This is a genomic window from Blastomonas sp. AAP53, assembly GCF_000331245.1.
In the GTDB taxonomy this organism is placed as follows: domain Bacteria; phylum Pseudomonadota; class Alphaproteobacteria; order Sphingomonadales; family Sphingomonadaceae; genus Blastomonas.
Window position 1 is genome coordinate 1 of the sequence record NZ_ANFZ01000021.1, and the last position, 22,334, is coordinate 22,334.

At 64.4% G+C, this 22,334-nt stretch carries 27 protein-coding genes; 15 read left to right on the plus strand and 12 right to left on the minus strand.

From position 1 onward, the window contains the following. The first annotated feature begins 213 nt into the window (after positions 1 to 213). Positions 214 to 537 carry a GIY-YIG nuclease family protein gene (locus D618_RS19550; protein ID WP_081590550.1) on the plus strand — a complete coding sequence of 108 codons (324 nt, stop codon included), beginning with the start codon at positions 214 to 216 and terminating at the stop codon, positions 535 to 537. Between the two features lie 132 nt (positions 538 to 669). Here D618_RS19550 and rpoZ read toward each other — a convergent pair whose 3' ends face one another. Both rpoZ and D618_RS0115725 read right to left on the minus strand, forming a co-directional pair. Continuing rightward, on the minus strand, positions 670 to 1,014 hold the full coding sequence (gene rpoZ / locus D618_RS0115720) for a DNA-directed RNA polymerase subunit omega (protein ID WP_017672489.1): 345 nt from the start codon (positions 1,012 to 1,014) through the stop codon (positions 670 to 672). A gap of 66 nt (positions 1,015 to 1,080) precedes the next feature. After that, positions 1,081 to 1,740: a methyltransferase domain-containing protein gene (locus D618_RS0115725; RefSeq protein WP_017672490.1), complete on the minus strand. Its 660-nt coding sequence runs from the start codon at positions 1,738 to 1,740 to the stop codon at positions 1,081 to 1,083. A 129-nt stretch (positions 1,741 to 1,869) separates the two neighbouring features. On the opposite strand from D618_RS0115725, the gene D618_RS0115730 reads away from it, so the two are divergent. Together D618_RS0115730 and D618_RS0115735 are read left to right on the plus strand one after the other, a co-directional pair. Beyond that, positions 1,870 to 2,205, plus strand: a complete 336-nt coding sequence (locus D618_RS0115730) for an antibiotic biosynthesis monooxygenase (protein ID WP_017672491.1) — start codon at positions 1,870 to 1,872, stop codon at positions 2,203 to 2,205. Continuing rightward, entirely contained in the window at positions 2,202 to 3,557 is a 1,356-nt protein-coding gene (locus tag D618_RS0115735; protein WP_017672492.1) for an MFS transporter, read from the plus strand. The genes D618_RS0115730 and D618_RS0115735 overlap by 4 nt, the downstream gene beginning before the upstream one ends. A gap of 22 nt (positions 3,558 to 3,579) precedes the next feature. Here the strand turns inward: D618_RS0115735 and D618_RS0115740 are convergent, their stop codons facing one another. The 3 genes from D618_RS0115740 to glpX form a co-directional block, all read right to left on the minus strand. After that, complete coding sequence (locus D618_RS0115740; protein WP_017672493.1) at positions 3,580 to 4,302, minus strand: ribonuclease T2; 723 nt, start codon at positions 4,300 to 4,302, stop codon at positions 3,580 to 3,582. Next, entirely contained in the window at positions 4,302 to 5,150 is an 849-nt protein-coding gene (gene nadC / locus D618_RS0115745; RefSeq protein WP_017672494.1) for a carboxylating nicotinate-nucleotide diphosphorylase, read from the minus strand. The genes D618_RS0115740 and nadC overlap by 1 nt, the downstream gene beginning before the upstream one ends. Positions 5,151 to 5,224: 74 nt before the next feature. Beyond that, the gene (glpX, locus tag D618_RS0115750) at positions 5,225 to 6,226 is read right to left on the minus strand and encodes a class II fructose-bisphosphatase (RefSeq protein WP_040370955.1); all 1,002 of its coding nucleotides are present in this window, start codon (positions 6,224 to 6,226) and stop codon (positions 5,225 to 5,227) included. A 97-nt stretch (positions 6,227 to 6,323) separates the two neighbouring features. On the opposite strand from glpX, the gene D618_RS19160 reads away from it, so the two are divergent. Both D618_RS19160 and D618_RS0115760 read left to right on the plus strand, forming a co-directional pair. After that, positions 6,324 to 6,863: a hypothetical protein gene (locus D618_RS19160; protein ID WP_152414786.1), complete on the plus strand. Its 540-nt coding sequence runs from the start codon at positions 6,324 to 6,326 to the stop codon at positions 6,861 to 6,863. Beyond that, positions 6,860 to 7,390 carry a GNAT family N-acetyltransferase gene (locus D618_RS0115760; RefSeq protein ID WP_017672497.1) on the plus strand — a complete coding sequence of 177 codons (531 nt, stop codon included), beginning with the start codon at positions 6,860 to 6,862 and terminating at the stop codon, positions 7,388 to 7,390. Before D618_RS19160 ends, D618_RS0115760 begins: the two co-directional genes overlap by 4 nt. A 27-nt stretch (positions 7,391 to 7,417) precedes the next feature. Here the strand turns inward: D618_RS0115760 and D618_RS0115765 are convergent, their stop codons facing one another. The 7 genes from D618_RS0115765 to pyrE form a co-directional block, all read right to left on the minus strand. After that, positions 7,418 to 8,353: a DUF808 domain-containing protein gene (locus D618_RS0115765; RefSeq protein WP_017672498.1), complete on the minus strand. Its 936-nt coding sequence runs from the start codon at positions 8,351 to 8,353 to the stop codon at positions 7,418 to 7,420. 4 nt (positions 8,354 to 8,357) lie between these two features. Then, complete coding sequence (locus tag D618_RS0115770; protein WP_017672499.1) at positions 8,358 to 9,662, minus strand: homoserine dehydrogenase; 1,305 nt, start codon at positions 9,660 to 9,662, stop codon at positions 8,358 to 8,360. Between the two features lie 115 nt (positions 9,663 to 9,777). Beyond that, on the minus strand, positions 9,778 to 10,656 hold the full coding sequence (gene lepB, locus D618_RS0115775; RefSeq protein ID WP_017672500.1) for a signal peptidase I: 879 nt from the start codon (positions 10,654 to 10,656) through the stop codon (positions 9,778 to 9,780). A gap of 37 nt (positions 10,657 to 10,693) precedes the next feature. Continuing rightward, positions 10,694 to 11,098 carry a holo-ACP synthase gene (gene acpS / locus D618_RS0115780; RefSeq protein WP_017672501.1) on the minus strand — a complete coding sequence of 135 codons (405 nt, stop codon included), beginning with the start codon at positions 11,096 to 11,098 and terminating at the stop codon, positions 10,694 to 10,696. 193 nt (positions 11,099 to 11,291) lie between these two features. Next, positions 11,292 to 12,032 (minus strand): pyridoxine 5'-phosphate synthase, encoded by a 741-nt coding sequence (locus D618_RS0115785; RefSeq protein WP_017672502.1) that lies wholly within the window; start codon positions 12,030 to 12,032, stop codon positions 11,292 to 11,294. Continuing rightward, positions 12,029 to 13,123 (minus strand): serine hydrolase domain-containing protein, encoded by a 1,095-nt coding sequence (locus D618_RS18680; RefSeq protein ID WP_017672503.1) that lies wholly within the window; start codon positions 13,121 to 13,123, stop codon positions 12,029 to 12,031. The genes D618_RS0115785 and D618_RS18680 overlap by 4 nt, the downstream gene beginning before the upstream one ends. Next, entirely contained in the window at positions 13,123 to 13,716 is a 594-nt protein-coding gene (gene pyrE / locus D618_RS0115795; protein ID WP_017672504.1) for an orotate phosphoribosyltransferase, read from the minus strand. The genes D618_RS18680 and pyrE overlap by 1 nt, the downstream gene beginning before the upstream one ends. 198 nt (positions 13,717 to 13,914) lie before the next feature. On the opposite strand from pyrE, the gene coxB reads away from it, so the two are divergent. The 10 genes from coxB to thrC all read left to right on the plus strand — a co-directional run bounded on the left by coxB (position 13,915) and on the right by thrC (position 22,332). Continuing rightward, on the plus strand, positions 13,915 to 14,973 hold the full coding sequence (coxB, locus tag D618_RS0115800) for a cytochrome c oxidase subunit II (protein ID WP_017672505.1): 1,059 nt from the start codon (positions 13,915 to 13,917) through the stop codon (positions 14,971 to 14,973). 15 nt (positions 14,974 to 14,988) lie between these two features. Further along, complete coding sequence (gene ctaD, locus D618_RS0115805; RefSeq protein WP_017672506.1) at positions 14,989 to 16,656, plus strand: cytochrome c oxidase subunit I; 1,668 nt, start codon at positions 14,989 to 14,991, stop codon at positions 16,654 to 16,656. A gap of 131 nt (positions 16,657 to 16,787) precedes the next feature. Beyond that, complete coding sequence (locus tag D618_RS0115810; protein ID WP_051041411.1) at positions 16,788 to 17,723, plus strand: heme o synthase; 936 nt, start codon at positions 16,788 to 16,790, stop codon at positions 17,721 to 17,723. Positions 17,724 to 17,740: 17 nt separating this feature from the next. After that, positions 17,741 to 17,893, plus strand: coding sequence for a hypothetical protein (locus D618_RS19925; RefSeq protein WP_193746737.1), 153 nt, complete (start codon positions 17,741 to 17,743; stop codon positions 17,891 to 17,893). After that, positions 17,890 to 18,465, plus strand: a complete 576-nt coding sequence (locus D618_RS0115820) for a cytochrome c oxidase assembly protein (RefSeq protein WP_017672509.1) — start codon at positions 17,890 to 17,892, stop codon at positions 18,463 to 18,465. The genes D618_RS19925 and D618_RS0115820 overlap by 4 nt, the downstream gene beginning before the upstream one ends. A 43-nt stretch (positions 18,466 to 18,508) precedes the next feature. Continuing rightward, positions 18,509 to 19,324 (plus strand): cytochrome c oxidase subunit 3, encoded by an 816-nt coding sequence (locus tag D618_RS0115825; protein ID WP_017672510.1) that lies wholly within the window; start codon positions 18,509 to 18,511, stop codon positions 19,322 to 19,324. A 30-nt stretch (positions 19,325 to 19,354) separates the two neighbouring features. Next, positions 19,355 to 19,753, plus strand: a complete 399-nt coding sequence (locus D618_RS0115830; RefSeq protein ID WP_017672511.1) for a DUF983 domain-containing protein — start codon at positions 19,355 to 19,357, stop codon at positions 19,751 to 19,753. After that, entirely contained in the window at positions 19,750 to 20,325 is a 576-nt protein-coding gene (locus D618_RS0115835) for an SURF1 family protein (protein WP_017672512.1), read from the plus strand. Before D618_RS0115830 ends, D618_RS0115835 begins: the two co-directional genes overlap by 4 nt. A gap of 31 nt (positions 20,326 to 20,356) precedes the next feature. Continuing rightward, complete coding sequence (locus tag D618_RS0115840) at positions 20,357 to 20,863, plus strand: GNAT family N-acetyltransferase (RefSeq protein WP_017672513.1); 507 nt, start codon at positions 20,357 to 20,359, stop codon at positions 20,861 to 20,863. Between the two features lie 53 nt (positions 20,864 to 20,916). Next, positions 20,917 to 22,332, plus strand: a complete 1,416-nt coding sequence (gene thrC, locus D618_RS0115845) for a threonine synthase (protein ID WP_017672514.1) — start codon at positions 20,917 to 20,919, stop codon at positions 22,330 to 22,332. Positions 22,333 to 22,334 lie beyond the last annotated feature (2 nt).

Consider the following 22,334-nt stretch of genomic DNA (forward strand, 5'->3'; position numbering starts at 1 on the left):
TGTCGAAGGCCCCGCTATACGGCCAGCGTGGGCGCGGGTCCTTCGACTTCGCGGGCTGAAGCCCGCGGCTCAGGATGAGCGGGGGTGGTGAGTCTGGTGCTGATGACGGGGGCTAGTTGGGAACCGCAATTACTGTCCCGGGCATGCCCAAAGCCAACCCCGCCCGCTCAGCCTGAGCTTGTCGAAGGCCCCGCGCTATCGCTAGTCTGGACTATGGCCTTTTACGCTTACCTTTTGCGGTGCAATAACGGCAGCTATTATACCGGGCATACCGACGACCTCGAGCATCGGTTGTCGCAGCATGGCAGCGGTGCCTGCGGGGGATATACCGCGACAAGACGTCCTGTTGAATTGGTCTGGTCGGACGATTTTCCGTCGCGCGAAGACGCCTTCTGGGTGGAGCGGCAAATTAAGGGTTGGTCACGCGCAAAGAAAGAGGCGCTGATTGCTGGGGATTGGGAGCTGATTTCGAGGCTCTCGAAGGGGTTGCGCAATTCCGCTGGTGAGGGCGCGGGGCCTTCGACAGGCTCAGGCTGAGCGGGGGTGGTGCGGGATGGCGCGGGGCCTTCGACAGGCTCAGGCTGAGCGGGGGTGGGTTCAGGGGGCAAATGAAAAAGCCGCGCGAACCTTCTGGCTCGCGCGGCTTTTTGTAACTCTAGCTCTCAGCAATCAGGCGTCGAAATCGCCGCCCAGGTTGCTGGTACGCGCGGGCGCCGATGCGGTGAGGCGCAGGGCCTCTGCCGACAGGCTCAGCGAGCCGATTTCGTCGGCGGCATCGTCGTCGTCCATCTGGACCTTCTGCATCGAGACGGTCAGGCTTTCGCGCAGTTCTTCGGGGAACACGGTTTCGTCGGCGATTTCGCGCAGGGCGACGACCGGGTTCTTGTCGCGGTCGCGGTCGATGGTCAGTTCGGCGCCGCCGCTGATCTCGCGCGCGCGCTGGGCGGCGAGCAGTACCAGGTCAAACCGGTTGGTGACCTTGTCGATGCAATCTTCAACGGTTACGCGCGCCATGAACGGGCTCCAGACTCAAGCTATATATCAGGGAAAGGCGGCGCTTAGACGCTGGCCAGCGCAAAGTCAATGATGGCCGCGTGCCTGCGAGCCATCGGCATTGGACTTCCAGCCCCAGAACAGGTGCGCCGGCGGCACGTTCCAGGCCTCCATTCCGCGATCGATGCGGTCGAAATACGGCTGCATCAGCCCTGCGGTGAAGCTGGTGAACTGATAGACCAGAAACGCGCGGCCAGGCTTGAGCGCGCGATAGGTGGCGCTGGCAATCTGGTCGGCGATGCCATCGGGCAGGGTCGAGAGCGGCAGGCCCGAAAGCACGTAATCGGCATGGGCAAAGCCATGCGCGGCGATGATCGATTCGACGTCCGCTGCCGATCCGTGCACCGCGATGAAACGGCTGTCGGGCACGGTCTTGCGCAGATAGCGGATGAAATCCGGGTTGGTATCGATGGCGATATAGGTCGCGGTCCGGGGCAGGTGATCGAGCACCGCGCGGCAGAAGGTGCCGACACCGGGGCCGTACTCCACGAACAGTTCAACGCTCTGCCAATCGACCGGCGCCAGCATCTTGCGAATGGTGCGTTCCGACGAGGGAACGATCGAGCCCACCATGCGTGGATGCTTGACGAAACCCTTGACGAAGACACCCCAGGCCCCGAACGTCCGCTCCGCGCGCGTCTTGATGCGCTGCCGCAAAGGCAGCTGGGCCAGGTCGTTGGAATGCATGAAAAACCTCTCGAATTGGCTGTAACCTAGCGTTCACAATTGCAGATTGGGCCAGGCAAAGCAATGATGTGTGTCAGTGTTGCATAGCAGTACTTTGCAACATCGCCGCTAGCGCCTAGAGCAGCGGACATGCAAGCGACAGCAGATTCCCGCATTCACGCCAACGGTGCCATCGCCGTCATCTTCGCCGCGCAGCACAGCGGTCGGGATGCATCCGGCTATGCCGAAATGGCAGCGGCGATGGATGCGCTGGCTGCGCGCCAGCCGGGCTTTCTGGGCATGGACCATGCCGGGGGTGCCGACGGGTTCGGCATCACGGTGAGCTACTGGTCCGACGATGCCAGTGCGCGCGCCTGGCGCGACAATCCCGAACATCGCGCCGCGCGCGAGGCGGGCCGGGATCGGTGGTACGACCGCTACACACTGCATGTCGCCCGGATCGAGCGAGGATATGCCTGGCCATGAGCACGACAGACCCCTCGCAGAGCGCTGGCGGCATCGACACCGATGGCGGGCAGAAGCTGCCCACCGACCGGATGGCGCTGCTGTTCATGGTCATGCTGGTGACGGCTGCGGGCAACACCGCGATGCAATCGGTGATGCCGGCCATCGGCACGCGGCTGGGCGTTGCCGATTTCTGGGTCAGCCTGGCCTATAGCTGGTCGGCTTTGCTGTGGATGGTGTTCGCGCCGCGCTGGGCGCGCCTGTCCGACAAGCGCGGCCGCAAGGCGCTGATGAACCTGGGGCTGCTGGGCTTCATCTCGTCGTTTGCGCTGTGCGGGCTCACGCTGATGGCGGGGTTGCACGGCTATCTGTCTGCCGTCTGGACGCTGCTGATCTTCGCCCTGTTCCGCAGCCTGTATGGCGGCCTGGGCTCTGCCGGTCCGCCTGCGGTGCAGGCCTATGTCGCCGCGCGCACCAGCCGCGCGGAGCGCACGCAGGCGCTGTCGATGATCTCTTCGTCCTTTGGCCTGGGCACCGTGATCGGCCCGGCGCTCGCCCCGCTGATCATCCTGCCGTTCCTGGGGCTGCCCAGTCCGTTCTTCGTCTTTGCCGCCTTTGGCCTGTTGGTCATGGTCACGCTGAAGATCCGCCTGCCCGATGATACGCCAAGCTATGCCGTGCGCGGGCGGCTGATGTCCGAGCCGATGAGTTCGGGCGCAGCGGGCGAGGTCTATAACGCCGATGAGCATGACGAGGAGCCCCAAACCAGCCAGCCCATGGCCGCCCGCCTGTCGTGGCGTGATGCCCGGCTGCGCCCCTGGTTGATCGCCGGGCTCGTCGGTGGCCATGCCAATGCGATGATCCTGGGGCTGGTCGGCTTCATGCTGCTCGACCGGCTCGATCTGCGCGCCACGCCGGAGCTCGCCGCTGGACCAACGGGGATCGTGCTGATGTCGGGCGCATTTGCCACCCTGCTCGCGCAATGGGGGCTGATCCCGTATCTCAAGATGGGGCCGCGAACCTCGACGCTCTGGGGCATGGCTCTGGGCGCCTTGGGGTGCACGATGGTGGCCTTTTCGGACAGCCTCAACGCCATCACCGTGGGCTTTGCGCTGGCATCTTTGGGCTTCGGGCTGTTCCGCCCGGGCTTTACCGCCGGATCATCGCTGGCGGTCACGCGCGCCGAGCAGGGCCAGGTGGCGGGCATCGTCGCATCGGTCAACGGCGCGGCCTATATCGTCGCACCCGCGATCGGTGTGTGGCTCTACAATATCGCCCCGTTCGAATCGTTCGCGATCATCATCGGCCTTTGCATTTTCGTGCTGGTCTGGGGGCAGAAAGCGCTGCAGGCCGACGAGGTGCTGGTCCGCTAGGCGCGGCGCCGGCGCGGTCTGGCTACAGCCCGCGCCAGATGCGCAGCGGCGTGTCACCGCGCGGCTGGCGGACATGCGCCGGACAGGCGCGCGGGCGATAGTCCAGCCCCAGGCAGATCCGCACCTCCTGCAGCCAGCCCCGGCCATTGGAGCGGATGGCAATCGCCTGCGGCGTCATGCCGGGATTGGCGCGCGCGATCTCGCGCCTCACCATGCCGAACGTCAGCTCCCGGCGCGACATGCGTTCAAGATCTGGTAGTCGTATTGCGCGGTAAAGCCTTGTTGCGGTCTGGAAATACTGTGCCGGGTCACGCGCCATGCAGCTGCCGTGCTTGTCCCACTGGTGCTGGATCAGCCGCTGCGATGGCATGACGCACAGGCTCTGGCGAACGACCGAGAGGGGCACCGGCGAGGGCCGGCTGGCGCAATATTGCGGGTAGGTGGAGGTCTTGCCTTCGGGCCACAGGCCGTGCAGCACGAAGCCGAACTCGCCATGGTCGCGGCTGCACTGCAGGACCTCGCTCGCCTGGCTTTCGCGCCCGCGGCAATATTCGGGCGACCAGCTCAGCGCCAGCGTATAGCCTGCAACCGGCAGCACCCGGCGGACGTCCGAACGCGACCGCTTCGGCGCGGGCAGGGGCGAGAGCTTTTCGGGCATGCGGCATTGATACGCCTGCGCCATCAGCGGTGCGGGACTGGCCATCGCCACAACGGCCACCGCAATCAGCGCAGCAGGCCAGCGCATCACGCTGCCTTGAAATCGAGCCCGATATCGGCAGCGGGCGCGGACTGGGTGATACGACCGACCGACACATAATCGACGCCGCTTTCGGCAATCGCGCGGATCGTCTCGAGCGTGACGCCGCCCGAGGCCTCGCATGGCACGCGGCCCCCCACCAGGGTCACCGCCCCGCGCAGCGTCGCCGGACCCATGTTGTCGAGCAGCAGATGCGTGGCGCCCGCGGCCAGCGCAGGTTCGATCTGTTCGACATGATCGACCTCGACGATGATCTGCGCGATCCCGGCGGCGACCGCACGGCGCACCGCCTCGCCGATATCGCCCGCCACCGCGACATGGTTGTCCTTGATCATGGCGGCATCCCACAGGCCCATGCGGTGGTTCTTCGCGCCGCCCATGCGGGTCGCGTATTTCTCCAGCAGGCGAAGGCCGGGGATGGTCTTGCGGGTATCGAGCAGCACCGCGCCGGTGCCCGCGATGGCATCGACATACAGCCGCGTCAGGCTGGCGATGCCGCTCAGGTGCTGCACGGTGTTGAGCGCCGATCGCTCTGCCGTCAGCAGCGCGCGCGCCTTGCCAGATACCGAAAGGATGTCGGTGCCGCCGCGAACCGCTTCGCCTTCGCCGACCAGCAGTTCGACGGTGCAATCAGCGTCGAGCGCGCGAAAAAACGCCTCTGCGATCGGCAGTCCCGCAACGACGATATCGTGCCGCGCGTCCATCACGCCGGTAAAGCGCGCGTCTTCGGGGATCACGCTGAGCGAGGTCACATCGCGACCGTCTGGCCCCAGGTCTTCTGCCAGCGTGGCAGCAACGAACCGTCCCAAATCAAAGTCGTTGATCGAAAAGGCCATGTCCGAATTTCCCTAGGCTCATCGCCGCGCGGTATCGTGGGGCGGCCGATGGCCGACCGCCCCCGATGTGACGATCAGTTGGCGATGCGGTGCTCGCCCTTGACCCAGCGCACGGTGCCGCTGGAGGAGCGCATCACCACGGTTTCGGTGGTCATGATGCCGTCGCGGCGACGCTTGACGCCCTGCAGCAGCGAACCGTCGGTGACGCCGGTTGCAGCGAAGATGCAGTCGCCCTTGGCCAGATCGGTGAGGTCGTAGACCGCATTGAGGTCTTCGATGCCCCATTTGCGCGCGCGGGCGCGTTCATCATCGTTGCGGAACAGCAGGCGGCCCTTGAACTGGCCTCCGACGCAGCGCAGCGCGGCTGCGGCCAGCACGCCTTCCGGCGCGCCGCCCGAACCCATGTACAGGTCGATCGTGGTATCGGGGTTGGTGGTGGCGATGACGCCCGCAACGTCGCCATCGGGGATCAGCATGATGCCGCAGCCCAGGCCGCGCAGTTCTTCGATCATCTCGGCATGGCGAGGACGGTCGAGCACGCACACGATGATCTCGCCGGGCTTGACGCCCTTGGCGGCGGCAACTGCCTTGACGTTTTCAGTCGGCGTCTTGTTGAGGTCGATCACGCCTTCGGGATAGCCGGGGCCGACCGCGATCTTGTCCATGTACACGTCGGGCGCGTTGAGCAGGCAGCCGTTTTCGGCAATCGCCAGCACGGCCAGCGCGTTGGGGCCGGCCTTGGCGGTGATGGTCGTGCCTTCCAGCGGATCGAGCGCGATGTCGATGCGCGGTGCGCCTTCGTTGCCCAGGCCCACCTTTTCGCCGATGTAGAGCATCGGGGCTTCGTCGCGCTCGCCTTCGCCGATCACCACGGTGCCGTCGATATCGAGCCCGTTGAGCGCGGCGCGCATCGCTTCCACCGCCGCAGCATCCGCCGCCTTTTCATCGCCTCGGCCGATGAGGTTCGCTGCGGCAATCGCGGCTGCCTCGGTCACGCGGACCATTTCGAGCACCAGGACACGGTCCAGTTGCGGGGTTTGTGAGCTGGTGGTCGCTTTCAGGCTTGCGCTGGACATGGCAGGCGGGTCATCCTTCTTTTGTGGGGCACCCGTTGCGTTCCAGGCCAGGTGCATTGAGCCCGGTCCATAAGGGAGCATTATTGCATTGTCGAGAATGCTGTTGGTGGCCATCGCGCTCGCCATTTCGGGACTTTTGTCGCCTGCAGCAATGGCTCAGGATGCACAGGACGACACGCGCCTGCCCGATCCCGAGCAGCGCGAACCCGATCCGGTTGACGCTAAGGTAAAGCAGCTGATTCGCAAGGCGGATGAGTGGACCGGCAAGGAGGAGCGCGCCAAGCGCTGCCAGCCCAGCGCTGCGGGCCAGGATATCGTCGTGTGCGGCGAGACCGATCCCAATGCCAAGTTTCGCGTGCCTGCCGATACCGAAGGCAGGCTGGCCACCGGCGGACCACCGCCTGCGCCCGATGTGGCGGGCGACGGCATCTTCAAGGGCAAGGCGACCATGGGGCTGGGCTGCATCGTCCCGCCCTGTCCGCCACCGCCGGCCTATTTCATCGACTATTCCAAACTGCCCGAGGTCGATGAGGACTATCTGAAAAAGGCGCGCGAAGCCGAGGCGGCAGAGCTCAGGCGCCAGCAGGACGCCAAGCGCGACCCGAACGGTGCAAAGGACAACGAGGGGGCCCAGTGAACACCATTCCCATCATCGAGACCGAACGCCTCCGCCTGCGCGCGCCGGTGATTGGCGATTTCGAGGCTTATGCCGCGATGTGGGCGGATGAGCGCGTCACCGCCTTCATCGGCGGCACACCGCGCACCCGCAACGAAAGCTGGACGCGCTTCATCGGCATGCACGGGCTGTGGGCGCTGTGCGGCTATGGCTACTGGCTGTTCGCTGACCGTCATACCGATGCGTTGATCGGCGTCGGCGGCCTTGCCAATTTCGAGCGCGGCCTGCCGTATCTGGAAGGCCTGCCCGAAGCCGGTTGGGCGCTGGCCCCGGATCACTGGGGCCAGGGGCTGGTGACCGAGGCGATGCAGGCGGTGCTGCGCTGGAGCGACACGGTGCTGCACGCGCCGGTGGTGCGCTGCATCATCGATCCGGGGCATGGCGCGTCAGAACATGTCGCGGCGAAACTGGGGTTTTTCCAGATCGGGCAGGGCGAGCATGCTGATCACCCGGTCAATGTCTATGCGCGGGCCCGTCCGTTGGACTGAGCAAAGCGCTCTGGTGGCACGGGCCGATCAATGCGCCTTGCTGGGCAGCGCCTTGAGTGCGAACGCGATGATGCCGCCCAGGATGATGCCCACGATGCCCGCGCCCAGCGCGCCTACCAGCCATTCAACCAGTCCGCCCACAGCCGGTACGGCATTACCCGCTGCCACCGCGATATCGTGGATGACATGCTCGGGCCCGGCGATGCCGAACACTGCGAGCCCGTGGATGATGATCTGCCCGCCCACCCAGATCATCGCCGCCGTGCCGATGATCGCCAGCGCCGACATGACGATGGGCATGGCTTTCACCAGACCGCGGCCAAAGCCCTGCGCTGCAGCTGATTTTTTCTGGGCAAGGTGCAGTCCGAAATCGTCCATCTTCACGATCAGCGCAACCGCGCCATAGACGGCGATCGTGATCAGCAGTCCGACCACCGCCAGCACCGCCGCCTGGATCATGATGGGGCGTTCGGCGACTTCCGACAGCGCAATCGCCATGATCTCTGCCGAGAGAATGAGGTCGGTGCGCACCGCGCCGCTGACCCGGTCGTTTTCCAGCGCGAACATGTCCTGAACCTGCGCCACGTCTTCGGCCACTTCCTGCTGGTGGCCAAGCTTGTGAATCACCTTCTCCGCGCCTTCGAAGCACAGATAGAGCCCGCCCATCATCAGGATCGGGGTGATCAGCCACGGCAGGAAGGCGCTCAGCAGCAGCCCGATGGGCAGCAGGATGACGAACTTGTTGAACAGCGACCCCTTGGCGATCCGCCAGATCACCGGCAGCTCGCGCTCCGGCTTGAAATCGGTGACATATTGCGGGGTGACCGCCGCGTCATCGACCACCACGCCTGCGGCCTTGGCCCCGGCCTTGGCCGATGCGGCGCCGATATCATCGAGCGATACGGCGGCGAGGCGGGTCAGTGCCGCAACATCGTCCAGAAGGGCGGCAAGGCCGGATGGCATGGGGTCAATCTCCCAGAATGTGGATGACGAGGGGGTCGGCGTGCAAGCTGGGGGAACCGTTCAGCGCGGAAATGGTTGCAGCCACCGCACTTTCGGGGCCTTCGTGCGTCACCATCGCGACGAGCACGCTGCCATTGGGGCTGCGGCCCTTCTGGATCAGGCTTTCGATCGAGACCCCGCTATCGCGCATCGCGGCGGTGATCTCGGCCAGCACGCCGGGGCGGTCGGCCACCTCGAAGCGCAGATAGCATTTGCCGGTGCGGTGACCGGTTTCGGCGCGGCCCACCTTGTCGAGCTCGCGCACCGGCATCGAGAACGCAGGGCCGATTTCGCCGCGTGCAATGTCGATGAGGTCGGCGACCACGGCGCTGGCGGTCGGGCCATCGCCTGCGCCTGCGCCCTGGAACAGCAGCCGCCCCGAGAAATTGCCTTCGGCCACGACCGCATTGGTCGATCCCTCGACATGCGCCAGCGGGTGGTTCATCGGAACGAGGAACGGGTGAACGCGCTGGAACAGCCGCGCATCGCCATTGTGCCCGTCGAGCTCGGCCATGCCGATCAGGCGGATGCGATAACCCAGAGCCGCCGCCTGCGCGATATCGGCGGACAGAATCTTGCGGATGCCGCTGCGCTCGATCCCTTCGAAATCGAGCTCGGTGCCAAAGGCGAGCGCGGCGAGAATCGACAGCTTGTGCGCGGCATCGACGCCATCGATATCAAAGCTGGGGTCGGCCTCGGCAAAGCCGCGCGCCTGCGCTTCGGCGAGCACTTCGGCAAAATCCTGCCCGGTCTTTTCCATGGCCGAGAGGATGAAATTGCAGGTGCCGTTGAGGATGCCGTAAACGCGGCTCAGCCGGTTGGCGGCCGCGCCTTCGCGCAGGCCCTTGATGACCGGGATTCCGCCTGCGACCGCCGCCTCGTACTTGAACGCCAGCCCGGCCGTCTCGGCGCGCTGCGCCAGATCGAGGCCGTGATGCGCGACCATCGCCTTGTTGGCGGTGACGAACGCCTTGCCGCCGGCGATGCTTTCCTTCGCCAGCGTGAGCGCCGGACCATCGGCGCCGCCGATCAGCTCGACAACGACGTCGATGTCGGCGCGCGTGGCGAACTCGCCCATGTCGTCGACCCATTCATAGGAGGAAAGGTCGACGCCGCGATCCTTGGAACGATCGCGCGCGGTGACGGCAGCGACGCGGATCGGCTTGCCCGCACGCCGGGCGATCAGCGCCGCATTCTCTTCCAGCAGCCGGATTACGCCCGCGCCCACGGTACCCAGCCCGACCAGCGCGATGTTCAGCGTTTCACCCATTTAACCGTCCCTTACAGATCATTCCACCGTGAGCGTCCTTAACGTGTGATGCGGCAAAGGGAAGAGGGCAGGCGGTGTTGCGGCCCGCGCGCAGCTGTAGCGGGGGGCGCGGTCATCAGTCCTTGTCGGGACGCAGCGACGCGCCTGCCCGGTCCCCGCGCAGCGATTGCCACCAGCTCACCGGGTTCCAGTTGGTATTGCCGTCGAGCGAGAAGGTGACGATCTCGGCGCGACCGCCGATATTCTCCAACGGCACCGCGCCACCCAGGCCCAGTTCATCCAGGCTCGCGCGACTATCGGCGCTGCGGTCGCGGTTGTCGCCCATCAGGAAGACATGGCCTGCAGGCACCTTGTAGGGGCCGTAATTGTCGAGTGGATAATCGGGTCCAAGATCGATGGTGTTGTACGACACGCCATTGGGCAGGGTTTCGCGGATGATCGGCAGTTCGCAATAGAATTTGCCGTCCGCGCCGCGCATCTTGAGCATCGGAAAATCGCTGGCGTTGCAGGGCGAATTGAGGTCGACCGGCAGCAGCAGGTTGGGCTGCACCGAGCGCGAGATTTCTTCGCCATTCAGGATCACCCGGCCCGATCGCACTTCGATGGTATCGCCGGGGCGGCCGATCACGCGCTTGATATAGTCGCTGTTCGCGCCAGGGGGCGTGGCGATGACGATATCGCCATATTCGGGCGTCGATCCCATGATGCGGCCCTTCATGGGCGGCAACAGGTGGAACGAGACCGAGACCCACGACCAGCCATAGGGATATTTGCTCACCACCAGCCGGTCGCCGACCAGCAGGTTGGGCATCATCGACATGGTGGGGATGTAGAAGGGCTTGGCGACCAGCGAGTGGAACGCCAGCACCGCCAGCAGCAGCAGGGCGAGACCGCGGATTTCCTCGAACCAGTTGACCGGCTTTTCGGTGTCCGACGCAGGGGTGACGCGCGGGCTTTCTGGCTCTCCGGCGACGTTGGAAGCTTCAGGGGCCATGCTGCTGTCTTTCGGGTCAGGACGGGGAGGGGGCGTGTCAGTCAAGCGGTCGCGCCTCGATGATGACAAACGCCTGCGCCCATGGATGATCGTCGGTGAGCGTGAGATGAATGACGGCGCGGTGACCTGCGGGAATCATGCTGTCGAGCCGTGCCTTCGCGCCCCCGGTCAGATGCAGTGTCGGCGCGCCGGAGGGGGCATTGACGACGCCGATGTCCTTCATGAACACGCCTGCCTTGAACCCGGTTCCCACCGCCTTCGAAAAAGCTTCCTTGGCGGCAAATCGCTTGGCGAGCGTGCCCGCCTTGGTGAACGGGCGGCGGGCGGCCTTGGCCTGCTCGACTTCGGTGAACACGCGTTGCTCGAACCGCGCGCCGAACCGGTCGAGCGACTTCTGGATCCGCTCGATATTGCACAGGTCAGAGCCCAGCCCGATGATCATGCCAATTCTCCTCCCCCCTTGCGGGGGAGGACGGAGTTGGCCTGGCAGCTTGCTGCCTGGCAACTCCTGGAGAGGGGGACGGCATAGCGCATCAGCCCTCTCCCGCTGCGACTAGGCAGCAAGCTGCCAAGTCTCGCTCCCTCTCCCGTGAAGGGAGAGGGAAGGGGAGTGCGTGCCTCCAGGGTTGCAACGGTCATCGCGCCTCGTCCATCAGCTGGCGCATGCGACGGATGGAGGCTTCCAGGCCATCGAAAATCGCCTCGCCGATCAGGTAGTGGCCGATGTTCAGCTCGGCGAGCTGCGGAATCGCGGCGATCGGCTGGACGTTGTCGAAGGTGAGGCCGTGGCCCGCGTGCGGTTCGATGCCGTTCTTGGCGCACAGTGCAGCGGCATCGGCGATTCGCTTCAGCTCCACCTGGATCCCGGCGGCATCCTCGTCCAGCCGCAGATGCGCATAGCGGCCGGTGTGCAGCTCGACCACGGGCGCTGCCAGCTGCATCGCGGCTTCGATCTGCCGCGCCTCGGGCTCGATGAACAGGCTCACCCGGATGCCCGCATCAGCAAGGCGAGCGACCATCGGCGCCAGCGTGTTGTGCATCCCCGCGGCATCGAGCCCGCCCTCGGTGGTGCGTTCCTCGCGCTTTTCGGGCACGATGCACGCGGCATGCGGTTTGTGGCGCAGCGCAATCTCGAGCATCTCGTCGGTCGCGGCCATCTCCAGATTGATCGGCAAGGTCGCGCCCGCCATGATCGTGTCGAGATCGCTGTCGCGGATATGCCGCCGGTCTTCGCGCAGATGTACGGTAATGCCGTCGCCGCCCGCAGCCTGCACGATGCGCACCGCGCGCATCGGATCGGGATGATCGCCGCCGCGCGCGTTGCGGATGGTGGCGACATGATCGATATTGACGCCAAGGCGCAGGTGAGGGGTCATAAGGGAGCTCCAGTGGCGCACACGGCGGCGCGCATCACATCATGGGTGATGCCGGCCTGCTGCCAGATTTCGCCATAGGCCGCTTCGGCCTCGGCGCGGTTCGATGTCATGATGATCACCATGTCCAGATCGGGCAAGATGATGTTGCGCAGCACCACGCCGCCAATGAAGCCGCGCCGCTCGACAATGCGCACCGGGGTGTCACCGCAATCCTTCAAAGGTACGCTGAACGACCATTGGCCGAGCGCGGCATAGCCGTATTGGGGCTTGCCGTCCCACATCTGCGCACGCTGGGCTTCGGGGATAAGCTTGCCGGTCATCAGCGCGCGATCAAAGGCGAGCAGATCGCGCGTCGTGCCATAGAGAGCGCCAGCTCCGCCGAAGTTATCGAGTCGGAACGCCGATGTCTCCGGCTTGCCTTCGGCATAGCCCGCCACCGTCGGTTCGGCCCGCGGGAACAGGCCCACGCTGGCAAGGCCCAGCGGCTGCGCGATGCGCTCGGTTATCAGCGCTTCATAAGACTTGCCGCTGGTGGCCTCGATTACGGCAGCCATCAGGATGAAATCGCAGTCCCCGTAAAAGAACTGGGCCGGCGGTGTCCGCGTGGTTGGCCCTTCGCACCAGGTGCGCCCGGTTTCGGGACTGGCGCGATCGACCATGTAGAAGGTCGGCCATTCGTCCCTGCCGATCGGCCCCTCTTCGGTGCGCGGCAGCCCCGACACGTGCTGCATCAGCATTCGCGCGGTGATGGTGCCTGCGAACGGGGCCTTGCTGTCGGGAAGGTAGGTGTTGATGGGGACGTCAAGATCGAGCCGCCCGGCTGCGACCTCCTGCATGGCGATGGTTGCCGTCACCTGTTTGGTCACCGATGCCCAGCGCCAGGTCTGTCCCAGTTGGTGTTCGGCCATGCCCGCCGGGTCGATCAGCCCGAAGGCGCGCTCGTAGACGATGGTATCGCCGCGCGCGATCAGGACGGTGCCGGGAGCCTTGGCCACATCAAGCGCGGCTGTAACGGAATCGGCATCGAATGCCGGCGGAGGCGCGCCTGCACCCAGCATCATCGCTGCCAGAGGGGCGATGAACGCATGCATCACGCGGCTTCCGGTTCCTTGCGGCTGCCGGGTTTCACGCCGGGTGTGGCGGCGAGTTCCGGGGGCAGGGCATCGGCGGGATAGCTTGGGAAATTGAGCGAAATCAGGGGGAAAAACGGCACACCTAGCGAGGCTTCTCCGCCGGAGCGATCGACCAGTGCGCCGGCTGCGATCACGTTGCCGCCGGCTGCGTTCACCGCCACGATCGCCTCGCGCGACGAAAGCCCGGTGGTGACGACGTCTTCCATCAGCAGCACTTTCTGTCCCGGCTTGATGGCAAAGCCGCGGCGCAATTCGAACGTGCCGGTCGGGCGTTCGACGAACATCGCCTCGACGCCGAGCGCTCGGCCCATCTCATGCCCTATGATAAGGCCGCCCATGGCGGGCGAGATCACAAGGTCGATCTGGCTGCGAACATCGCGCGGCATGCGCGCGGCCAGCGCGCTGGCGAGGCGCGAGGCGCGCATCGGATCCATCAGCACGCGCGCGCATTGCAGATAATGGGCGCTGTGCAGCCCCGAGGACAGGATGAAATGTCCTTCTAGCAGTGCCTGGCTGGCGCGGAATTCGGCCAGAATCTCATCATCCTGCATCACGATATGCCCTTTACGTAACGTCCATGCCGTTCGCGCCGTAGCCGGCTGAACGTGCGCTTAAAAAATATCCCTAGATTGGCTTGAGACTGGCGGCAAGCCTGCGTATAGGCACGCTTAGCTATGACGCAAACACGGCAGTGATCCGGCACTACGGGACGTGGACGGATGCCCTGCCTATACAGGGACATTCTACGAATGGCGTTCGCATCTTGGACGAAATCGATCGGTTTCGCAGCCCTTGTTCTCGTTACCGCGCCGCTGGCGCTGGCCCAAACGCCGCCCGCTCCGCCGGTGACGGCTCCGACCCCCAGCACGCAAGTCGCTCCGGCCACTGACGCGCCGGCAGCGGATGCTGCGCCTGCTGATGCAGCTGCCTCGGCGCTCGATTCGAGCTACACGCCGATGGCGCCTACTGCGGGCAAGGGCATGCCCGTCGACAAGGGCATCGATTTCCAGAAGCAGTATTCGGAACTTGGCGAATACGCGCACTGGCTCGACACCTCGGTGCTGCTGCCGATCATCGTCGCCATCTCGTTGCTGGTGCTGGCGCTGCTCTTCTGGGTGGTGTTCCGCTATCGCGCCGCTGCGAACCCCAATCCGTCGCGGGTGACGCACAACACCACCATCGAGGTGATCTGGACGCTGGTTCCGGTTCTCATCCTGGTTGGCGTTGCCGTTCCGTCGATCGATCTGCTCGCCAAGCAGTACAAGCCGGCGCCGGCGTCTGCCGTGACTGTGAAGGTGACCGGCTACCAGTGGTACTGGGGCTACACCTATCCCGATAATGGCGACTTCGAAGTCGTGTCGAACATGCTGACCGAGGAAGACGCCATAAAGAGCGGCGAGCCCTTCCAACTGGCCGTGGACAACCGCATGGTCGTTCCCGCCGGTGAGCCGATCCGCATCATCACCACCGCATCGGACGTGATCCACAGCTTCTCGGTGCCTTCGCTCTGGTTCAAGATGGACGCCGTTCCAGGCCGTTCGAACGAGAAGATGCTGATCATCAAGGAGCCTGGCGTGTATTACGGCCAGTGCTCCGAGCTGTGCGGCGCGCGTCATGGCTTCATGCCGATCGCGGTCGAGGCTCTGCCCCGTGCCAAGTTCGACGCATGGGTCCGTTCGCAGGGCGGCACCGTCAAGGGTGACGAAGTCGCCGCCGCCGCTCCTGCTGCTGTTCCGGCAGCCGCCACCACCACTCCCGCAGCAGAAGGCGCGGCCGCAGCCGCCGCCGCTCCTGCAGCCGCTCAGTAAGGACAGGGCAAGACCATGACCACGATTGCTGCCAATCCGGCCGATCTGCATGACCATGATCATGCACATGACGACCACAAGCCTGCGTTTTTCCAGCGCTGGTTCATGTCGACCAACCACAAGGACATCGGTACGCTGTACCTGATCTTCGCGATCTTCGCGGGGATCATCGGCGGTGCCATTTCCGGCCTGATGCGGATGGAGCTCGCCGAACCCGGCGTGCAGTATCTGCAGGGCTGGGCCACGATGATGCAGGGCAGCGAAGCCACGCTCGATCAGGCCTATCACATGTGGAACGTGCTGATCACCGCGCACGGCCTGATCATGGTGTTCTTCATGGTCATGCCCGCGATGGTTGGCGGCTTCGGCAACTGGTTCGTTCCGATCATGATCGGCGCACCCGACATGGCCTTCCCGCGGATGAACAACATCTCGTTCTGGCTGCTGGTTCCTGCCTTTGCCCTGCTGCTCGGCTCGACCTTCGTGCCCGGCGGTTCGGGCCTGGGTGCCGGTACCGGCTGGACGGTCTATGCTCCGCTGTCGACCAGCGGTTCGGTCGGACCCGCCGTCGACCTTGCCATCCTGTCGCTGCACCTTGCCGGTGCCTCGTCGATCCTGGGTGCGATCAACTTCATCACCACCATTTTCAACATGCGCGCTCCGGGCATGACGCTCAACAAGATGCCGCTGTTCGTGTGGTCGATGCTGGTCACCGCATTCCTGCTGCTGCTCTCGCTGCCGGTTCTGGCCGCTGCCATCACCATGCTGCTGACCGACCGCAACTTCGGCTCGGCCTTCTTCAACGCCGCTGGCGGTGGTGACCCGGTTCTGTACCAGCACCTGTTCTGGTTCTTCGGTCACCCCGAAGTGTACATCATGATCCTGCCCGGTTTCGGCATGATCAGCCACATCATTGCAACCTTCTCGAAGAAGCCGGTGTTCGGCTATCTCGGCATGGCTTATGCCATGGTCGCCATCGGCGTCGTTGGCTTCGTGGTGTGGGCGCACCACATGTTCACCGTCGGTCTGTCGGTGAACATGAAGATGTACTTCACTGCAGCCACCATGGTCATCGCGGTGCCCACCGGCATCAAGATCTTCTCGTGGATCGCAACGATGTGGGGCGGATCGCTCACCTTCAAGACGCCGATGATCTGGGCGCTTGGCTTCATCTTCATGTTCACCGTGGGTGGCGTGACCGGTGTTGTCCTCGCCAATGGCGGCGTCGACGACAACATGCACGACACCTATTACGTCGTCGCGCACTTCCACTACGTGCTCTCGCTGGGTGCGGTGTTCTCGATCTTCGCCGGTTTCTATTACTGGTTCCCGAAGATGAGCGGCCGCCACTACAGCGAACTGCTCGGCCACCTGCACTTCTGGGTGTTCTTCGTCGGCGTGAACATCCTGTTCTTCCCGATGCACTTCCTGGGCCGTCAGGGCATGCCGCGTCGCTATCCCGATTATCCTGAAGCGTTCGCCTACTGGAACGAGATCGCCTCGCTGGGTTATGCCATCATGGCTGCCGGCATGCTGATCTTCTTCATCAACATCGCCTATGCGCTGGTTGCCGGACGTCGTGCCGAAGGCAACTACTGGGGCGAGGGTGCAACGACGCTGGAGTGGACCCTGTCCAGCCCGCCGCCGTTCCACCAGTTCGAAACGCTGCCCGTCATCAAGTGATCGCAGCAGCGTTGCACATCTGACAGGGCCGGATCGGGAATTGTCCCATCCGGCCCCGGCACCCCTCCCGGCTTTCGAGAGGGGTTTGCCATATGGGTAACGACAAGACCATGACCGAAGCCGTTCCGCAGATGAATGCCCAGCCAGCCGCGCTGGCCGGCCAGCCGGGTGTCATCATGCCCGCGCACTGGCGCGATTTCTGGGCGCTCACCAAACCGGGCGTCATCCGTCTGGTGGTGTTCACCGGACTGTGCGGTCTGCTGGCCGCACCGGGTCATATTCATCCGGTGATCGGCTTCGTCGCGATCCTGTGCATCGCGATGGGCGCAGGCGGCGCTGCCGCGCTCAACCAGTATCACGAGTCCGATCTCGACGCGCTGATGAAGCGTACCGCCAACCGCCCGATCCCGGCAGGTCGCATGGACCGCGAAGCCGCGCTCCAGTTCGGTCTGGCGCTGTCGGGCTTTTCGGTGGTGATCATGGGGCTGGCGGTCAACTGGCTGTCGGCCGCGATCCTCGCCTTTTCCATCTTCTATTACGCGGTGATCTACACCGTGTGGCTCAAGCCCAACACGCCGCAGAACATCGTCATCGGTGGCGGGGCAGGGGCGTTCCCGCCAGTGATTGGCTGGGCGGCGGTGACCGGTGATGTCACCATGCTGCCGATCCTGCTGTTCTCGATCATCTTCTTCTGGACGCCGCCGCACTTCTGGGCGCTCGCGCTGTTCGTGAAGATGGATTACGCGCGCGTCGGCATTCCGATGATGCCCAATGTCGCAGGCGAAAAGTCCACGCGTCACCAGGTGTTCGGCTATTCGCTCGTGCTGTTCGCGATCACCATGGCGCCCTATGCGCTGGGCCTCACCGGCGCGACCTATGGCATCAGCGCAGCTGTGCTGACCGGCATCTTCGTGGCGCTCGCCGCGCGCGTCGGCTTCCGCGTGGCAGGCGAGGGCGATACGCTGAAACCCGAAAAACAGCTGTTTGCCTATTCGATCGTGTATCTGTTCATGGTGTTCACGGCATTGGTCGTCGACCGTGCCGTCGTTCCGGTGATCGGCGTATGAGTGAGCAGCCAACCCCCGTGTCTTCGGCCCCCGACTTCAACGATCCCGCCGTGCTGGCGCAGCTTCGGGCACGTCAGCGTAGCCGGGCGCTGTTCATGGCCGGTATCCTGATCGCACTGTGCGTGCTGTTCTACGTCATCACCATCGTCAAGATCGGGGTGTGGGGATGAACGCAGCAACCATTCCGAACGACGTCGCTCGCCGCAACAAGCGCGCCGCAATCATTGCGCTCAGCTTTGCGCTGGGCATGCTGGCTCTGGGCTATGCCGCCGTGCCGCTGTATCGCATCTTTTGCGAGGCGACCGGCTTTGGCGGCACCACGATGAAGGTCAGCGAGGCGACCGCCTCGGCGATCGCGGTGACCGACAAGCAGATCACCGTCCGGTTCGATTCGAACGTGTCGTCGGCACTGCCGTGGCGCTTCAAGCCGGAAAATCCGACCGAGAAGATCACCATCGGCGCGCGCGACATGGCCGCGTTCGTGGCAGAGAATCTGTCAAGCAAGCCCGTCACCGGCACCGCGACGTTCAACGTCACCCCGGTGCAGGCAGGGCGCTATTTCGCCAAGGTGCAGTGCTTCTGCTTTACCGAGCAGACCCTGCAGCCAGGCGAAAAGGTCCGGATGCCGGTGATCTATTACGTGGATCCCGCGATCCTGACCGATCCGGATACCAAGGATATCGAAGAGATAACCCTCAGCTACACCTTTTACCCGCTGGACCAGGCGAAAAAGGGCAGTTAAGGGCTGATTACAAGACGCTTTAGGGACGACAGGGACCAGACCGATGGCCGGAACAAAGAACCACGATTATCATATTTTGCCGCCCAGCATCATTCCGTTCGCCGGATCGATGTCGGCGCTCGTCATGGCGGTGGGTGCCATCCTTTGGATGCACAGCATGGATACCGCAGGGCTGGTGTTCTACGCCGGTACCGCCGGTGTTCTGGGCACGATGTACGCCTGGTGGGCGCAGGTCGTGAAGGAAGCGCATGCGGGTGACCACACCCCGGTGGTGCAGCTGCACCTGCGTTACGGCATGATCCTGTTCATCGCCTCGGAAGTCATGTTCTTCGTGGGCTGGTTCTGGGCATGGTTCGATTTCTCGCTGTTCCCTTCGACCGCGGACGTCATCGGCGGAACCTGGCCCCCCAAGGGCGTCGAAGTGCTCAATGCCTTCGAACTGCCTCTGCTCAACACGCTGATCCTGCTGTGCTCGGGCACCACGGTCACCTGGGCGCACCACTCGCTGATCAATGGCGACCGCGATGGCCTGATCAAGGGTCTGTGGTGCACCATCATCCTGGGCGCGGTGTTCAGCGGCGTTCAGGCCTATGAATATTCGGTCGCGCCGTTCCCGTTCAAGGATCTGAACTATGGTTCGGCCTTCTACATGGCGACCGGTTTTCACGGCTTCCACGTTCTGGTCGGCACGATCTTCCTGATCGTCTGCCTGGTGCGCGCCTACAAGGGTCACTTCACCCCCAAGCAGCATTTCGGTTTCGAAGCCGCTGCATGGTACTGGCACTTCGTCGATGTCGTGTGGCTGTTCCTCTTCCTGGTCATCTATGTCTGGGGCGGATGGGGCGCTGCGACGCATTGACCGTCAATGCACTGACAGCAGGCGGACAGGATGCCTGATCCGCAGCTTCCAAAAGGGCAGTCTGGTCTGGTCCAGGCTGCCCTTTTTGGCGAGTGCCCGGCGTGCGGCGCGCGGACGCTGTTCGCCGGCTGGGTGCGCTTTGCCCCCCGCTGCCGCGCCTGCGGGCATGATTTCAATGCCTATAACGTCGGCGATGGGCCGGCCGCCTTCCTGATCCTGGTGATCGGCGCCATCGTCTGCGCAGCTGCGCTGGTATTGCAGGTGAAGGTCAGCCCGCCATTCTGGGTGCACATCGTGCTCTGGGTGCCCTTCACCACGGCGCTGGTGCTGCTGTCGCTGCGAGTCTCGAAGGCCGCCATGCTGATCCACGAAGCGCGCGCACAGGTGCGCGAAGGCCGCATCGACAGCGGCGGAGACAAGTCGCAATGAAACGCCTGCCTTTCTGGCCGACGCTGATCGTCGGCATCGCGATCGCGGTGATGATCGGCCTGGGCGTGTGGCAGGTGCAGCGCATGGCCTGGAAGGACGCTCTGCTCGCCGAATATGCCGATGCTGCCGACAGGCCTGCGATCGCCTGGCCTGTGGTGCCCGACGCGGCGTCGCTGCCGCTGTACCGCAAGTCGAGCGTCAATTGCCTTGAGGTGACGGGATGGCGATCGGCCAGCGGACGCAGCGCACGCGGCCAGTCGGGCTGGGTGCACATCGCCTCGTGCCGCACCGGCGCGGAAGGGCCGGGCGCGCAGGTCGTGGCAGGATGGTCGCTGCGGCCTGACAATCCGGACTGGACAGGCGGAGCGGTCAGCGGCGTGATCGCGCCAGACAGCGCCCATCTGATCCGGCTGATCGCAGCGCCGCCGGTGGCCGGGCTGGACGCGGTTCAGCCGCCCTCGCCAGAGGATATTCCGAACAACCATTGGGCCTATGCCGTACAATGGTTTTTATTCGCGGGCATTGCTGCCGTTATATATGTGATGGCAGTTGCACGACGGTCAAAATCTTGACCGGTTCGACGCGGTGCCTTGAGGAGAGATCATGCAGGGCGGACATTATTACGGCTTTCACCGGGTCACCCATTCGGACATTCCTCTGATCGAATCGTGGTTGCAGACGCCCGAGGTCGAAAAGTGGTGGGGCGACCCGAAGCACGAGCTGGCGCTGATCATGGAGGATATGGACAATCCCGACATGGTCCAGCTGATCGGCATGCTCGATGGCCGGCCGATTGCCTATATCCAGCATTTCGAGGTGCACGCCTGGCCGCAAAAGCATCTGCAGGACCTGCCGCAGGGCGCGCGCGCGGTGGATTGCTTCATTGGCGTGCCCGGGCTGATCGGCAAGGGCCATGGCGCAAAGCTTCTGGCGATGCTTGCCAAGCAGCTCGCGGCCCAAGGCGTGCGGGTGCTGTGCATCGATCCGGATCCCGAGAACATGCGCGCGCGCAGCGCCTATATTCGTGCAGGCTTTGTCGAGACGGGTCTGATCGATACGCCCGAAGGTCCTGCGGTGCTGATGTTCTACGAAAGCCCGGAAGAAGAGTGATCCCGCACGCGCAGGTTGCAAGCACGGGGCATGACCGCTAACGGGTCCACCCCATGGACTATATCAGCACCAGGGGGGAAGCCGCCGCGCTCGATTTCGAGGGCGTGACGCTGGCAGGTTTGGCAAGCGACGGCGGGCTTTATGTGCCGCGCGTCTGGCCCAGGTTCACGCACGCCGAGATTACCGCGATGGCGGGCCTGCCTTATGCCGAGCTCGCGGTGCGTGTGATGGCGCCCTTCGTCGCAGGCAGCCTGACCGAAGATGAGCTGCGCGGTCTGTGCCAGGCAGCTTATGGGCGCTTTTCACACACGGCCGTGACGCCGCTGGTCCAGCTCGATGAAAGCAACTGGCTGCTCGAGCTGTTCCACGGACCGACCCTGGCGTTCAAGGATGTCGCGCTGCAGTTGCTCGGCCATCTGTTCGAGCGCTTCCTGTCGAATCGCGATACGCATCTGACCATCGTCGGAGCGACCTCGGGCGATACCGGCTCTGCCGCGATCGATGCCGTGGCCGGGCGCGAGAAGGTCGATATCTTCATGCTGCACCCCGATGGCCGCGTCTCCGACGTCCAGCGGCGGCAGATGACGACGGTGCTGGCGCCCAACGTGCACAATATCGCGATCGACGGCAGCTTCGACGATGCGCAGGCGATGGTGAAGCGCATGTTCGGCGATCCCGACTTTGCGAGTAAGTTCACGCTGTCGGCGGTCAATTCGATCAACTGGGCGCGGCTGATGGCGCAGATCGTGTATTATTTCGCCGCTGCACTGCAACTGGGTGCGCCGCACCGGCCGATCGCGTTTTCGGTCCCCACCGGCAATTTCGGCGATGTGTTCGCGGGCTATGTCGCCGCACAGATGGGTCTGCCGATTGCCCGGCTGGTCGTGGCGACCAACGTCAACGATATCCTCCACCGGGCGCTAAGCGCGGGCGACTATTCGGCAGGCAGCGTCACGCCGACGGCAGCACCGTCGATGGACATCCAGGTCAGCTCGAATTTCGAGCGGCTGCTGTTCGATCTGGAAGGCCGCGATGGCGCGCTGACCTCGGTGCGGATGAAGGGTTTCGAATCGAGCAAGGCGATGCAGCTTACTGCCGACATGCGGTCCGGGGCCGAGGCGATCTTCGCCAGTGCCAGCATCGATCCCGAAGAGATGGGCATCGCCATGCGCCGGGCGTGGGATCAGGCCGGGCAGGTGCTCGATCCGCACACCGCGATCGGCCTGGGTGCAGCGCACCGGTTGCAGGATGCAGGGACGCTCGACCGGTCGATCCCATGTGTCACGCTGGCGACGGCACATCCGTCCAAGTTCCGCGATGCGGTCGAGCGCGCCACCGGCCTGCGTCCGCGTCTGCCGACCCGCGTCGGCGATCTGTTCGAACGGGCCGAGCGGTTCGACAAGCTGGCGGGCGACTATCACACCGTGCGCGACTACATCGCCGCGCGCGCCGTGCCCGCCAAGGGCTGACG